Consider the following 12,237-nt stretch of genomic DNA (forward strand, 5'->3'; position numbering starts at 1 on the left):
ACTCAGATTAGTCCTAAAACAAAAAGCTGCAGATGCAGCTTTTTGTTTCTATTTAATTATTTCTTCAATTTCTCTGATAATCTTCTGCGCGATCTGCTCAGCAGCTTCGGGCGTCGGTCCCTCAGAATAGATCCGAATAATCGGTTCGGTATTCGACTTGCGCAAATGGACCCACTCATTTTCGAAGTCTATTTTCAGTCCATCAATTGTTGAATGGTCTTCATTTTTATATTTTTCCTCCATTTTGGCCAATAGATTATCAATATCCAATTCCGGAGTTAAGGTGATCTTGTTTTTCGACATAAAATACTGCGGTAAAGAAGCACGGTACTCTGATGCTTTTTTACCTATTTTGGCCAAGTGTGTCAAGAAGATAGCCACACCAACCAACGCATCACGGCCGTAGTGGGATGCAGGATATATGACACCGCCATTTCCTTCGCCACCGATGACAGCATCGACTTCTTTCATTTTTGTCACCACATTTACTTCACCAACAGCCGCCGCATAATACTCACCACCATGCGCATGCGTTACATCGCGCAATGCACGTGTGGAAGACAAATTGGAAACTGTATTTCCTTTCTTATGCTGCAATAGGTAATCCGCTACAGCAACTAACGTATATTCTTCACCAAATAACTCACCATCCTCCATCATGAAGACCAATCGGTCTACATCCGGATCCACAGCAATACCCAAGTCAGCTTTGTTTTCAAGAACTGCAGCGGATAAATCCGTCAAATGTTCTTTCAATGGTTCTGGATTATGCGGAAATTGACCATTGGGTTCACAATGAATTTTATAGACTGTCTGTACACCGAGCGCATCCAACAGAGCTGGTATAAATGTACCACCGGTACTGTTGACGGCATCCAGAGCAATTTTAAAATTAGCCGCTTTGATCGCTTCTTTATCTACATATTCTAAGGCCAATACAGCGTCAACATGTTTCTGTAAATAAGAATAATCTTTATGAACCTGCCCGATCTCTTCTACTTCCGAGAAGTCGAAGTCTAAGGATTCGCCAAGCGCCAATACTTCTTGTCCTTCAACATCTGAAATAAACTCTCCCTTTGCATTCAACAACTTCAGCGCATTCCATTGGCCCGGGTTGTGTGAAGCCGTTAAAATAATACCACCGGCTGCCTTTTCCATAGGCACAGCAATTTCTACCGTCGGAGTTGTTGAAAGACCTAAATCAACTACATCAACACCGATACTTTGCAAGGTACCAATCACCAAATTACTGACCATCTCTCCGGAAACGCGTGCATCTCTTCCTACCACAATTTTTTTGATGCCACTCTGTTTGACAATTATTTTGCCGTATGCGGCTGTAAACTTAACGATATCTATCGGGGTAAGTGCCTCTCCAGCACGCCCACCTATCGTACCACGTATTCCTGATATTGATTTAATTAAAGTCATTTCTCTTGAATTGATTAACGTGTAAATTTAGCACAATGCCAATAAAATATCGAATTAAAATTATAATTAATGAATATTTAACGTATATTTGTTGCAACAAAGTTGTTTTTAAAAGAAACAACCGTTTGCAATGAAATTATTTTTACTTTTGAAAAACGAGTTTTTTAAAGTTTGGGATTTCATTGTCATCAGCAACATTTATGATTCAACAATTAGTACACATCGATCAAGAGATTTTTCTGGCCATTAATCAGGGCTTGAGTAACCCTGTGTTTGATTGGCTATTGCCTATTTTGCGCAATCCATATACCTGGGCACCTTTGTATTTATTTTTGATCATCTTTTTCATTAAGACTTATGGAAAAACAGGTATCCTAATTGTTGTCATGACCTTGGTTACTTTCGGTATTTCCGATGGTATATCATCTCATTTGATCAAAAAGACTGTAAAAAGGATACGACCATGCAATGACGTGGAGTTTAAAGAAAATGTCAACATCCGCGTACGCTGTGGTTCGGGCTTTAGCTTTACCTCCTCCCATGCGGCCAATCATTTTTCTCTTGCTTTTTTCTGGATTGTACTTTTCCGGAGGAGATGGAAATATGTACTATGGCTTTGTATTGCCTGGGCGACCCTAATTTCAGTCTCTCAAATTTATGTTGGTGTTCATTACCCGTTTGATGTGCTCTGTGGTTCGGCCTTAGGTATCCTGGTCGGTTTGGCTACAGGCTACTTATTCAAACGCTTTGTACCTAGCTTTTTTAAAACTGAACAAGTATAATGAATTCAATTTTATTGATTTTAATTTTATTCATACCTGCATTTGCAAGTGGAATTGCCGTATTTTTTGTACAGAAGAAAGGAACGAATTTTCTTAAGCTCATCCTTTCTTTCAGTGGAGCCTATTTATTCTCCATAACCGTACTTCATCTTATTCCACATGTCTATCAATCCAACAATACTTCACCTGAAGTACTAGGCATATATGTGCTTGCAGGATTTCTCTTTCAGCTCTTTCTTGAGCAGTTTTCGCAAGGGATAGAGCATGGCCATATTCATGCGGACAATGAGCATGGTCACCACAGCCATCGTTTTCCAATCGGTATTATGTTCAGCCTCTGTCTACATGCATTTCTGGAGGGGATGCCACTTGCAGCGACGCATCAGACTGAACTCGCACTAGGCATATCGATTCACCACATCCCAGCTGCATTCGCATTGGGAAGTATCTTAATAAGCACGCATTTAAAGAAAAATACCATCCTTATTACACTGGCCTTATTTGCCGCTATGACCCCCTTTGGGTTTTTACTGAGCAAGGCCATCAGTGCGGGAGAAGTAGGCAATATTCAGCAGTATTTTGATAAAATCATGGCGGTGGTTATCGGTATTTTCTTGCACATCTCCACGACGATACTTTTTGAATCTGGCTCCATTGACCACCATAAATTCAATAAAAAGAAAATGATTGCTGTTATTGCCGGTGTGGCTATAGCACTTGGAAGTTTCTTATTTGTAGGGGAACATGATCATGGGCACGATCAGCATCAACAACCGCATGATCATGAACATCATGACCATGCGCATTAATTTCTTTAGCCGCGAAGTTTATCCAGCAGTGTACTTAACGTTATTGCCTCTTCTTCGCTAATTCGATTGGGTAAAAGGTCCTGCATCAGCATATCCTCATCCAGATCTTTAAGAATCTCTAAGCCCTTTTCTGTGATAACCAAATCCACGGCTCTTTTATCTCCATCAGATTGACAGCGTGAAACCAATCCTTTGGAAACCATGCGATCAATCATCCGGGAGATATCCGGCGTTGTACTTAGCATTCTTGATTTAATGAGATTATTGGTTGCAGGCTTAGGATATTGCCCCCTTAAAATGCGCAAGACATTAAACTGTTTCAAAGTGATCCCTTCTTTGGCAGCTCGCTGTTCAAGCTCATTGTTAATCCAATTGTACGTATATAGAATATTTACCGTACAACGATGCCATTCATTACTGAATTTACTTACTTTGATTTCGTCCTCAATCTTCATTCTGGTTGATAATTAATCGTTCTGAGTAGTAAAGATAGCTGTTTTTTACTAAATACATAACTATGACATTAGAATCATTCTAAATGGTAGAAATTCTGTATATTTGAAGAATTCAAAAAAAACAGGTAGATGCGTAATAGAACTAGCTTAGATAAGCTAAAAAAAGGGGAAAAGGCGGTAATAATAGATTTTGATTCGCACGATATTCCAGCTAAATTTTTCGAATTGGGGTTCATCCCGGGTACTGAAATAGAAGTGAAACACATCGCTCCTTTGGACGGTCCTATATGTTTAAATATTAGTGCTAATAACGCCTTGATTGCCATCCGCAAATCAGAAGCTAAAGTCATCCTTATTGATCAGAAATAATGAATAACCCGATTATTGCACTTTTGGGGAATCCAAATGTGGGTAAAACATCTCTATTTAACCGGATTACAAAATTAAATCAGAAAGTAGGAAACTATCCCGGAATTACTGTCGAGAAACGTGAGGGGCAAGTAAAAGCTAACAACAAGACTTATCGAATTATTGATTTACCGGGAACATATACCTTGTTTCCTAGCTCAATGGACGAAGAAGTTGTTTTCAACACCTTAGTTGACAAAGAAAACAGTTTCAGACCCAACCTGGTTGTTGTCGTCGCTGAACCGACCAACTTAAAACGGTCAATCATCCTTTATCAACAGGCCCGGGAGCTTGGCCTACCTGCTATTTTCGTCATCAATATGATCGATGAAGCCAAAGAAAAAGGCATTACAATAGATATTCAAAAACTTGAGCATTTATTAAATACAAAAGTATACGAGACCAACGCGCGTACCGGGCAGGGTATAGATCAACTGATCAAAAACTTTGATGCTGTTCCGCCCATGTATATCAGCAAATTCAGCCTACCGGAGGAAGCTGATGCTGCATTGGAAGAAGCAAAACGCCTTTTCCCTTTAGATACAGAATACCATACCTGGCAATATTTAGCCAAGGGCGAAGTGTCCTTTTTATCAAAAGAAAAAAATCAGTCTATTCAGCAAATCCGTGACAAACATCAATTGCGGGCCGAAAAGCTGCAAAAAGACGAAGCTATATTACGCAGTAAAGCATTAGATAGCAGTCTTGCCGAGCTCTATGTAAAAGATGAGACTTCCAATAAAAACAAGACCAATACGATCGACAGCATCCTGCTGCACCCGATCTTTGGCTATGTCATCTTCTTTGGAATCCTTTTTCTGATCTTTCAGGCAATTTATACCTGGTCTGGACCAGCCATGGATTTTATTGACGGTTTGTTTGGTGATCTTGCGGCCTATACACAAACAGTATTGCCGGCGGGGCCATTGACCGACTTGCTCAGCAATGGTATTATCAAAGGTATCGGCGGGATCGTTATCTTCATTCCACAAATCGTCATCTTATACATTTTTATCTCGATTATGGAAGAAACGGGCTATATGAGCCGCGTAGTTTTCCTAATGGACCGATGGCTTCGCCCTTTTGGGCTGAATGGAAAATCAGTGATTCCTTTGATTTCGGGCGTTGCCTGTGCTGTTCCTGCTGTCATGTCTGCACGTAACATCGAAAATAGCAAAGAAAGACTCGTCACTATTCTGGTAACACCTTTTATGACCTGCTCTGCACGTCTTCCTATTTATATCGTTCTGATCGGACTGGTGATACCGGACACGAAATTAGGGGGCTTTCAAATACAAGGTATTGTATTGTTTGTGATGTACCTGCTTGGAATATTCGCAGCCCTGCTATCCGCAATTATTCTGACGAAGGTCATCAAATCAAAACATAAATCATTTTTAATCTTTGAACTGCCGACCTATAAAACTCCGGATTGGAAGAATGTTGCTTTAAATGTATGGGAAAAAGCATCAAGCTTTGTGTTCGGTGCAGGTAAAATCATTCTGGCAATCTCTGTGATACTATGGGCATTAGGTAGCTTCGGGCCAAATGATAAATTTAGCCAAGCAGAAGAATACGTGACAAAAAACAACCCCAACTTATCCGAAGCGGACTTAGATCACGAAATTTCGTCTTACCGGTTGGAGCACTCTTTCTTAGGCTATCTTGGCATGGCTATTGAGCCTGTTGTTGAACCATTAGGTTACGACTGGAAGATGGGTATAGGTCTTATCTCTTCCTTCGCCGCTCGTGAAGTATTTGTGGGAACCATGGCCACTGTGTACAGCCTTGGTGACGAAGTGGACATCGAAGATGAAGCCTCTAAAACAACGGTATTAGGTAAAATGAAAAGCGAAATTAATCGAAATACCGGTTTACCTGCTTACAATCTGGCTTCTGGCGTATCCTTATTACTATTTTACGCATTTGCTATGCAATGTATGAGTACAATTGCGGCTGTAAAAAGGGAAACAGGCTCGTGGAAATGGACTTTAATACAGCTTGGTTTTATGACAGGCTTGGCCTATTTCAGCGCTTTAATTGCTTATCAACTTTTAAAATAAAAAAGCTATGGATAATTTAACAGTACAATATCTCATCGTAGGAATTCTCGTTTTGGCGGCTGTGTGGTATGTCGTTAAAAACGTCCGAAAATCACTACAGGGCAAGTCGAGCTGCTCGAAAGGCTGCGGATGTGACTGCAGCGTGGAAAAAACACAAAAAGCAAATTAATCTGTCTTTTTGAGTAGCATTTACAAATAAGATTTCGTTATTAGTTAGAGTGGCCAAAAATCACACTAGCTACTAATTCATAAAGCGCCGTATTTCCAAATTACGGCGCTTTCTAATTCCTAGTCAAACATGGACTCCGCCATTGTTTTTAAAAAACAACGAAATAGAGTAAAACCGCAACGGAATGTGCATAAATACCTAAGTGTTTTATTAACTTTATGCGCTTAGGACAAAACATGTGCTGGGAGAGCTACGCCGATCAAAGGTATATCAGCTTAACAGTACCGATTTTGGTCAATCCGATTCTGGCTTGGAACTATCAATATGGCCTCAGGCTCTCCAATCCAAGAATCTGTCAAAATAAACTAGAAACCGTATTAACCATTCACATGGAGAAACAAAACAATAAGGAAGAATTAAAAAGAGGACTTCAAAATAGACATATTCAATTAATTGCACTGGGAGGTGCGATTGGCACAGGTTTATTTCTGGGTATTGGAAAGGCTGCTACATTAGCAGGGCCTGCCGTTATCCTTGGCTATGCATTTGCTGGGATCATTGCTTTTTTCATTATGCGCCAATTGGGAGAAATGGTGGTTGAAGAACCTGTTTCAGGAAGCTTCAGTTATTTCGCCAATAAATACTGGGGTTCCTTTGCCGGTTATGCTTCGGGCTGGAACTATTGGGTTCTCTACATCCTCGTCAGTATGGCCGAATTAACGGCTATCGGTGTTTATGTTCAATTTTGGTGGCCAGAAATACCGCTATGGGCGTCGAGCTTATTCTTCTTCTTTGCAATCAACGCCTTAAATCTTGCCTCTGTCAAAATTTATGGCGAGACGGAATTTTGGTTTTCCATTATCAAAGTTGTTGCGATCATCGCCATGATTGTTTTCGGTGTTTACTTACTTATAAGCGGTACCGGAGGTGAACAAGCAAGCCTTAGCAACCTGACTTCACATGGCGGTTTTTTCCCAAAAGGTTGGTTTAGCCAAACTGCAGAGGGTAATTTTGAAGGTCTTCTTTCGGCTATGGCTTTGATCATGTTTTCTTTTGGTGGTCTGGAATTGGTTGGTATTACTGCTGCAGAAGCCGAGCACCCCGAAAAGAATATACCGAAAGCGACCAATCAGGTGATCTATCGGATTTTGATCTTTTACGTCGGCGCTTTGATCATTCTTTTCTCCTTGACGCCATGGACAAATATCACCGCAGATACGAGTCCCTTTGTACTTGTCTTTGACAAGCTTAATGGATTTGAATTTACCATCTTTGGAAAGACCTTTTATTTCACAAAAATTATCGCAAATGCCTTAAATCTTATTGTGCTTACAGCAGCATTGTCTGTTTATAACAGCAGTGTGTATAGTAACAGTAGAATGTTATATGGTCTAGCGGAACAGGGTAATGCACCTCGTTTTCTTTCAAAACTCAATAAAAATCACGCACCAATCAATGCTATTTTGGTCTCGGCATTGTTTGCAGCTGTCTGTGTATTTATCAATTATGTTGCACCAAAAAATGCCTTGGAGATCTTGATGTCGCTTGTGGTATCTTCACTGATTATAAACTGGGTGATGATTTCCATTACACATTTGTATTTCAGAAAGAATAAACTCGATGCCCACTTACAGACCAAGTTTCCATCTTTTCTATATCCCCTAAGTAACTATATCTGTCTGATCTTTTTGATCGCTGTACTTGGCATCATGTGGATAACAGGAATGAAACTTCCGGTAGAATTGATCCCTGCTTGGCTTATATTACTCTATGTGAGTTATGTTTTGATCAAAAGAAAGAAATCTTAGTTCATTGAACCTCGATCTGAAAAATAAAAAAAGCCTGATTCATTGCATGAATCAGGCTTTTTTGCTAAAATTTAATGTAGATATTCCTCCTCGAGAATAGCGAATTCATAATTGTCGCTCCAGCCATCTAAAACAATCCTAGCTGCGTTCCTGCATCGGGTAAGCGGAAAAGATCCCTTCTCAAGGATGGAAGTGTCCCATTATTCATATATTTTTTGACGGATAGCTTGAATAAATGCTGCAAACTTTCGGCCATATGACCATCCCCTTTTATCCTTCGTCCGAAATCAGTATCATTGATCTTACCGCCATGACAGGCCTCGATCCAGTGCAGCACTTTCTCTGCCCGATCAGGATAGTTTTGATAAAGCCAATCCTTAAAAATAGCACCGATCTGTCCATTGAGCCTCACGATTGTATATGAGGCCGTAATTGCTCCCGCATCTGCTCCCGAACGAATCAAATCTGAAATCTCATCACTATTGATTCCCGGAACGATGGGCGCCATCATCAGCATGACTGGAACGCCTATCCGTGTCAACCCCTCGATTAGTTTCAATCGGGCCGATGCCGTAGCAGTCCGGGGTTCCATTTTCTGGCGTACCTCCTCCCGCAACGAGTTGATGGTCACGGCAACGGAAACCAGATTTAGTGCCGCAAGTTCGCGCAAGAGATCAAAATCCCGTCGCATCAGTACATTTTTGCTGATGATAGAAACAGGATGCTGGTATTTGACCATCAATTCTAAAAGCGAACGTGTGATACCCAGCTTCCGTTCAATAGGTTGATAACAGTCTGTATTGCCTGAAAGCATAATCAAATCGGGTTGATAGCTCGATTTTCTAAACTCCTGTTCGAGAAGCTGAGCCGCATTATGTTTTACTAAGATCTTACGTTCAAAATCCAATCCCGCACTGAAGCCCCAATACTCATGTGAATTACGCGCGTAGCAATAAATACAGCCATGCTCACAGCCCTGATAAGGATTAATAGATCTTTCGAAACGCAGGTCGGGGCTATTGGATTTGGATATAATCGATTTCGGATGTGTCGGAATAAACTGCGTTTTCTCGGCACCCAAAAATTCCTCATCCAGCCCCTCCACGTGCTCCTGCACGTATTGGTTTACAAAAAACTTGTTATTGGGATTAATCTGAGCCCCTCTACCCTTGAAATATTCTGACGAATTCATAGGTTAAAATTACTAAAATTATTAGTAAAAACAACAAAAATATATCATTTTAACAAAGTTTCATATACCACATTCCATTCATCGAGATGATCGCTCCAAGCCCGAAAATTCTCCCAGCCAAAGAAAAGATTAATTACATCAAACGAATTCCCTATCTCCTGCGGATGCAATCTCCGCGGAAAATAGTCATAAGGTGTAGGGTTTGCAAATGGCATCGTTATTCTTCATCTATTAGTCCATTATTCTCATCCCCATCATCTTTCATAATCTCATGAATACGATTTTCCAATACAGCTTTATGCCATTCGTCAACGATGTTGTAAACTTTATTCAAGGCTTCTTTCTTTGCGCTGGATAACACGGTCTACTCCCCCAAAACATTTACAGAATATGCACGGCACATGATTACGTTAAGGCCCTTCAATCCGACTTGAGTCCGTGTTCACTCCATGTTGACAGCGACTATATCACGCTTACAAATCGGTATGATCACCGAAGCACCCCGCACACACTCCCTTTCTTAACCGAATCTATACTATATCTCAACTAGCGCTACAGCGAACAATAATGATATCCATTACCAATTTAATAATCGTGAAGTATGCTAAATTTCAAAATTCATAAAACACAGTAAATCACTATTTTAAATCTCGTAAAAGTTGTGAAAAATTACTTTTCAGCAATTTAAAAGACTAACTTTAACTATGGCAATAATTGAAAATGGATATTTGAGAGGCCAAACAGGGAATTTGGTCAATCGTAAAGTCGGAGACAAAAATGTCGTACAAACTAAACCTTCGGACAAGATGCGTCAGACGATATGGACTGAAGCCGCCGCTTCTGATTTTGGAGCAGCAAGCGCAGCAGGTGCAATAATCCGTCGAGCTTTCGATGTTGTACATCAAAAACTACATGACAGCGAAATGCACAACCGACTAGTTAAACGTATGCAGCGTGTATTATTTGGCAATGGAAAACACAACCCCGGCTATCAAAGAGTTAGCCGAGGAAATATCCAGCGATTGGTCGACTTTCAGTTCAATAAGAATTGCCATATCTATGATTACCTTTATTTCGATACTACCGTGAATTTCGCAACTAAAGGGACCATATTAATCCACATGCCCGAATTAAAAGGGGAGGAAAATTTTTATTGGCCTAAGGCGTGTAGCCATATCGTTCTAAAAATTGAAATCATTGGCTTTTCTTTTGATAAAAGACAGGCTCGCACAATCGGTTCCCACGAAATCGAATTAACACGGTACAATAGTGAATCACAAAAGGCAAAGACACTTACTTTTGATTCAACTGGTAATGATTACGATATAATTTTAGTATCGCTTTCGACCCTCTATCTTGACAAAAGAACTAATTATACATTTCTTCTAAATTCGATCGACTTAAATCCGGCAGGGATCATAGCCGCACACAATCTCAGCAATTTTTAATTAAAAAATCCCTATACTGTATCTACAGCATAGGGATTACAACTCTTATTCTAAATCTCAGTCCAGCTTCTTGTTATTTCATTAAGAAACCACCACCGAGTAGATCATTTCCTTCATAGAACACGGCCGACTGTCCAGGGGCAATACCTTTTACATTATGCACAAAGTCAATGCGGACTTTGTCATCTTCTTGGGAGATGGTCGACAGAGCACCGGAATCTTTATAACGTACCTTTGAAATTGCTTCCATCGGTTGATCCAATCCTGCATATTTGACAAAGTTCACATTACGAACGTAAGCGTGTGACTTTTCAAGTTCATGTTCTTCTCCCAAGACCACCGTATTACTCTCTGGAAGGATTTCAATCACAAACATCGGTTTACCCAAAGCAATACCTAAGCCTTTACGTTGACCGATGGTGAAATAAGGGTAGCCAATATGTTTACCTACTACTGTACCATCGGAAAGGATAAAATTACCGGGACCAATCTGTTGATCCAAAGTAGGCACCTTATGTCTCAAGAATGCGCGGTAGTCGTTGTCAGGAACGAAGCAGATCTCATAACTTTCAGATTTATTGGCCAATTCTTTTTGCCCCATATCCAAAGCCATTTGACGAATCTCCTTTTTTGTGAAAGATCCTAACGGAAATTGTGTCCGCGCAAGGTTTTCCTGTGAAACTCCCCACAAAACATAAGATTGATCTTTATTTTCATCCTTACCTTTGGAGATCACATAACGGCCATTATCGTGCATTCGGATATTTGCATAGTGTCCGGTAGCGATAAACTCACAATCCAATTTGTCAGCACGTTTCATCAAAGCCTCCCACTTGATGTGGGTATTACATAATACGCATGGGTTAGGCGTGCGCCCAGCAATATATTCTTCTACAAAATTGTCAATCACAAAATCTCCAAACTCATCACGTATATCTAATATATAATGAGGGAAACCATAGTTTACGGCTAATGTACGAGCGTCATTGATACTATCAAGGCTACAACATCCGGTTTCTTTCGACGAACCACCTGCGGATGCATAATCCCATGTCTTCATCGTGATACCGATAACCTCATATCCTTGTTCGTGGAGCATGACAGAAGCAACGGAGCTATCTACCCCTCCACTCATTGCAACTAAAACTCTTCCTCTTTTACTCATCTCTAATTATTGAAATGCAAAGATACAGCTTATTCCTTTTCCTGTATGTTAGTTTCTTGTAATTTTATCTCGATCAAAATCAACACGTTCGAAAAAAGTGAGAAAATAATCTACATAAAAGTTTTAGAATTCAAATTATCGGACTATATTTGCATCGCAATAGGGGAACAAACCCATAGCAGAAAGCGGTGCCATAGCTCAGCTGGTAGAGCAAAGGACTGAAAATCCTTGTGTCCCTGGTTCGAACCCAGGTGGCACCACGCTTCAATCTGATGATCACAGATTTAAATAAAAGGTCAACTGGTGCCATAGCTCAGCTGGTAGAGCAAAGGACTGAAAATCCTTGTGTCCCTGGTTCGAACCCAGGTGGCACCACAAAAAAAGCTTGTTCAATGAACAAGCTTTTTTTGTTTTAGCTAACCTTTTTTATCATCAGCAATCCCTTAAATACGACAGTATAGCTTCTACACCACTATAGCGATTCTAAAAAAAATGGAGCTTTAGCCT

The 12,237-nt window shown here is 40.3% G+C and carries 13 protein-coding genes and 2 tRNA genes; 9 read left to right on the forward strand and 6 right to left on the reverse strand.

The window, feature by feature from the left end:
* Window positions 1-48: 48 nt before the first annotated feature.
* Window positions 49-1,431 carry a phosphoglucosamine mutase gene (glmM, locus tag B3C94_RS00895; protein ID WP_293897534.1) on the reverse strand — a complete coding sequence of 461 codons (1,383 nt, stop codon included), beginning with the start codon at window positions 1,429-1,431 and terminating at the stop codon, window positions 49-51.
* A 200-nt stretch (window positions 1,432-1,631) separates the two neighbouring features.
* Here glmM and B3C94_RS00900 point away from each other — a divergent pair, with 200 nt between their 5' ends.
* A complete protein-coding gene (locus B3C94_RS00900; RefSeq protein WP_293897536.1) occupies window positions 1,632-2,213 on the forward strand; it encodes a phosphatase PAP2 family protein in 582 nt (193 codons plus the stop codon).
* On the forward strand, window positions 2,213-3,022 hold the full coding sequence (locus tag B3C94_RS00905) for a ZIP family metal transporter (protein ID WP_293897538.1): 810 nt from the start codon (window positions 2,213-2,215) through the stop codon (window positions 3,020-3,022). Before B3C94_RS00900 ends, B3C94_RS00905 begins: the two co-directional genes overlap by 1 nt.
* A 5-nt stretch (window positions 3,023-3,027) precedes the next feature.
* Here B3C94_RS00905 and B3C94_RS00910 read toward each other — a convergent pair whose 3' ends face one another.
* Window positions 3,028-3,477, reverse strand: coding sequence for a MarR family winged helix-turn-helix transcriptional regulator (locus B3C94_RS00910; RefSeq protein ID WP_293897540.1), 450 nt, complete (start codon window positions 3,475-3,477; stop codon window positions 3,028-3,030).
* A gap of 129 nt (window positions 3,478-3,606) precedes the next feature.
* On the opposite strand from B3C94_RS00910, the gene B3C94_RS00915 reads away from it, so the two are divergent.
* The 4 genes from B3C94_RS00915 (at window position 3,607) to B3C94_RS00930 (ending at window position 7,925) form a co-directional block, all read left to right on the forward strand.
* Entirely contained in the window at window positions 3,607-3,846 is a 240-nt protein-coding gene (locus B3C94_RS00915) for a FeoA family protein (RefSeq protein ID WP_286770105.1), read from the forward strand.
* The gene (gene feoB, locus B3C94_RS00920) at window positions 3,846-5,948 is read left to right on the forward strand and encodes a ferrous iron transport protein B (RefSeq protein ID WP_293897545.1); all 2,103 of its coding nucleotides are present in this window, start codon (window positions 3,846-3,848) and stop codon (window positions 5,946-5,948) included. The genes B3C94_RS00915 and feoB overlap by 1 nt, the downstream gene beginning before the upstream one ends.
* A gap of 7 nt (window positions 5,949-5,955) precedes the next feature.
* Window positions 5,956-6,117: a FeoB-associated Cys-rich membrane protein gene (locus B3C94_RS00925; protein WP_293897547.1), complete on the forward strand. Its 162-nt coding sequence runs from the start codon at window positions 5,956-5,958 to the stop codon at window positions 6,115-6,117.
* Window positions 6,118-6,335: 218 nt separating this feature from the next.
* Window positions 6,336-7,925: an amino acid permease gene (locus tag B3C94_RS00930; protein WP_293897549.1), complete on the forward strand. Its 1,590-nt coding sequence runs from the start codon at window positions 6,336-6,338 to the stop codon at window positions 7,923-7,925.
* 127 nt (window positions 7,926-8,052) lie between these two features.
* Here B3C94_RS00930 and B3C94_RS00935 read toward each other — a convergent pair whose 3' ends face one another.
* The 3 genes from B3C94_RS00935 to B3C94_RS00945 are packed head-to-tail and all read right to left on the reverse strand — an operon-like array spanning window position 8,053 to window position 9,478.
* Window positions 8,053-9,117: a PA0069 family radical SAM protein gene (locus B3C94_RS00935; RefSeq protein ID WP_293897551.1), complete on the reverse strand. Its 1,065-nt coding sequence runs from the start codon at window positions 9,115-9,117 to the stop codon at window positions 8,053-8,055.
* A 44-nt stretch (window positions 9,118-9,161) separates the two neighbouring features.
* Entirely contained in the window at window positions 9,162-9,332 is a 171-nt protein-coding gene (locus tag B3C94_RS00940) for a hypothetical protein (RefSeq protein ID WP_293897553.1), read from the reverse strand.
* 2 nt (window positions 9,333-9,334) lie between these two features.
* The gene (locus B3C94_RS00945; protein ID WP_293897555.1) at window positions 9,335-9,478 is read right to left on the reverse strand and encodes a hypothetical protein; all 144 of its coding nucleotides are present in this window, start codon (window positions 9,476-9,478) and stop codon (window positions 9,335-9,337) included.
* 343 nt (window positions 9,479-9,821) lie between these two features.
* Here B3C94_RS00945 and B3C94_RS00950 point away from each other — a divergent pair, with 343 nt between their 5' ends.
* A complete protein-coding gene (locus B3C94_RS00950; RefSeq protein WP_293897557.1) occupies window positions 9,822-10,565 on the forward strand; it encodes a hypothetical protein in 744 nt (247 codons plus the stop codon).
* A 73-nt stretch (window positions 10,566-10,638) separates the two neighbouring features.
* On the opposite strand, the gene mnmA is transcribed toward B3C94_RS00950, so the two are convergent.
* Window positions 10,639-11,730 carry a tRNA 2-thiouridine(34) synthase MnmA gene (gene mnmA / locus B3C94_RS00955; protein WP_209577862.1) on the reverse strand — a complete coding sequence of 364 codons (1,092 nt, stop codon included), beginning with the start codon at window positions 11,728-11,730 and terminating at the stop codon, window positions 10,639-10,641.
* Window positions 11,731-11,917: 187 nt separating this feature from the next.
* Between mnmA and B3C94_RS00960 the strand changes: the two genes are divergently transcribed.
* Window positions 11,918-11,990 (forward strand) — tRNA-Phe (locus B3C94_RS00960).
* 42 nt (window positions 11,991-12,032) lie between these two features.
* A tRNA-Phe gene (locus B3C94_RS00965) sits at window positions 12,033-12,105 on the forward strand.
* The last annotated feature ends 132 nt before the right edge of the window (window positions 12,106-12,237 follow it).

Source organism: Sphingobacterium sp. UBA5670 (assembly GCF_002420705.1).
GTDB lineage: Bacteria > Bacteroidota > Bacteroidia > Sphingobacteriales > Sphingobacteriaceae > Sphingobacterium.

What these genes read in the sequence shown, in the direction of transcription:
- glmM (WP_293897534.1), bottom strand. Translation starts at nt 1,431, where the DNA reads ATGACTTTAATTAAATCAATATCAGGAATACGTGGTACGATAGGTGGG.
- B3C94_RS00900 (WP_293897536.1), top strand. Translation starts at nt 1,632, where the DNA reads ATGATTCAACAATTAGTACACATCGATCAAGAGATTTTTCTGGCCATT.
- B3C94_RS00905 (WP_293897538.1), top strand. Translation starts at nt 2,213, where the DNA reads ATGAATTCAATTTTATTGATTTTAATTTTATTCATACCTGCATTTGCA.
- B3C94_RS00910 (WP_293897540.1), bottom strand. Translation starts at nt 3,477, where the DNA reads ATGAAGATTGAGGACGAAATCAAAGTAAGTAAATTCAGTAATGAATGG.
- B3C94_RS00915 (WP_286770105.1), top strand. Translation starts at nt 3,607, where the DNA reads ATGCGTAATAGAACTAGCTTAGATAAGCTAAAAAAAGGGGAAAAGGCG.
- feoB (WP_293897545.1), top strand. Translation starts at nt 3,846, where the DNA reads ATGAATAACCCGATTATTGCACTTTTGGGGAATCCAAATGTGGGTAAA.
- B3C94_RS00925 (WP_293897547.1), top strand. Translation starts at nt 5,956, where the DNA reads ATGGATAATTTAACAGTACAATATCTCATCGTAGGAATTCTCGTTTTG.
- B3C94_RS00930 (WP_293897549.1), top strand. Translation starts at nt 6,336, where the DNA reads ATGCGCTTAGGACAAAACATGTGCTGGGAGAGCTACGCCGATCAAAGG.
- B3C94_RS00935 (WP_293897551.1), bottom strand. Translation starts at nt 9,117, where the DNA reads ATGAATTCGTCAGAATATTTCAAGGGTAGAGGGGCTCAGATTAATCCC.
- B3C94_RS00940 (WP_293897553.1), bottom strand. Translation starts at nt 9,332, where the DNA reads ATGCCATTTGCAAACCCTACACCTTATGACTATTTTCCGCGGAGATTG.
- B3C94_RS00950 (WP_293897557.1), top strand. Translation starts at nt 9,822, where the DNA reads ATGGCAATAATTGAAAATGGATATTTGAGAGGCCAAACAGGGAATTTG.
- mnmA (WP_209577862.1), bottom strand. Translation starts at nt 11,730, where the DNA reads ATGAGTAAAAGAGGAAGAGTTTTAGTTGCAATGAGTGGAGGGGTAGAT.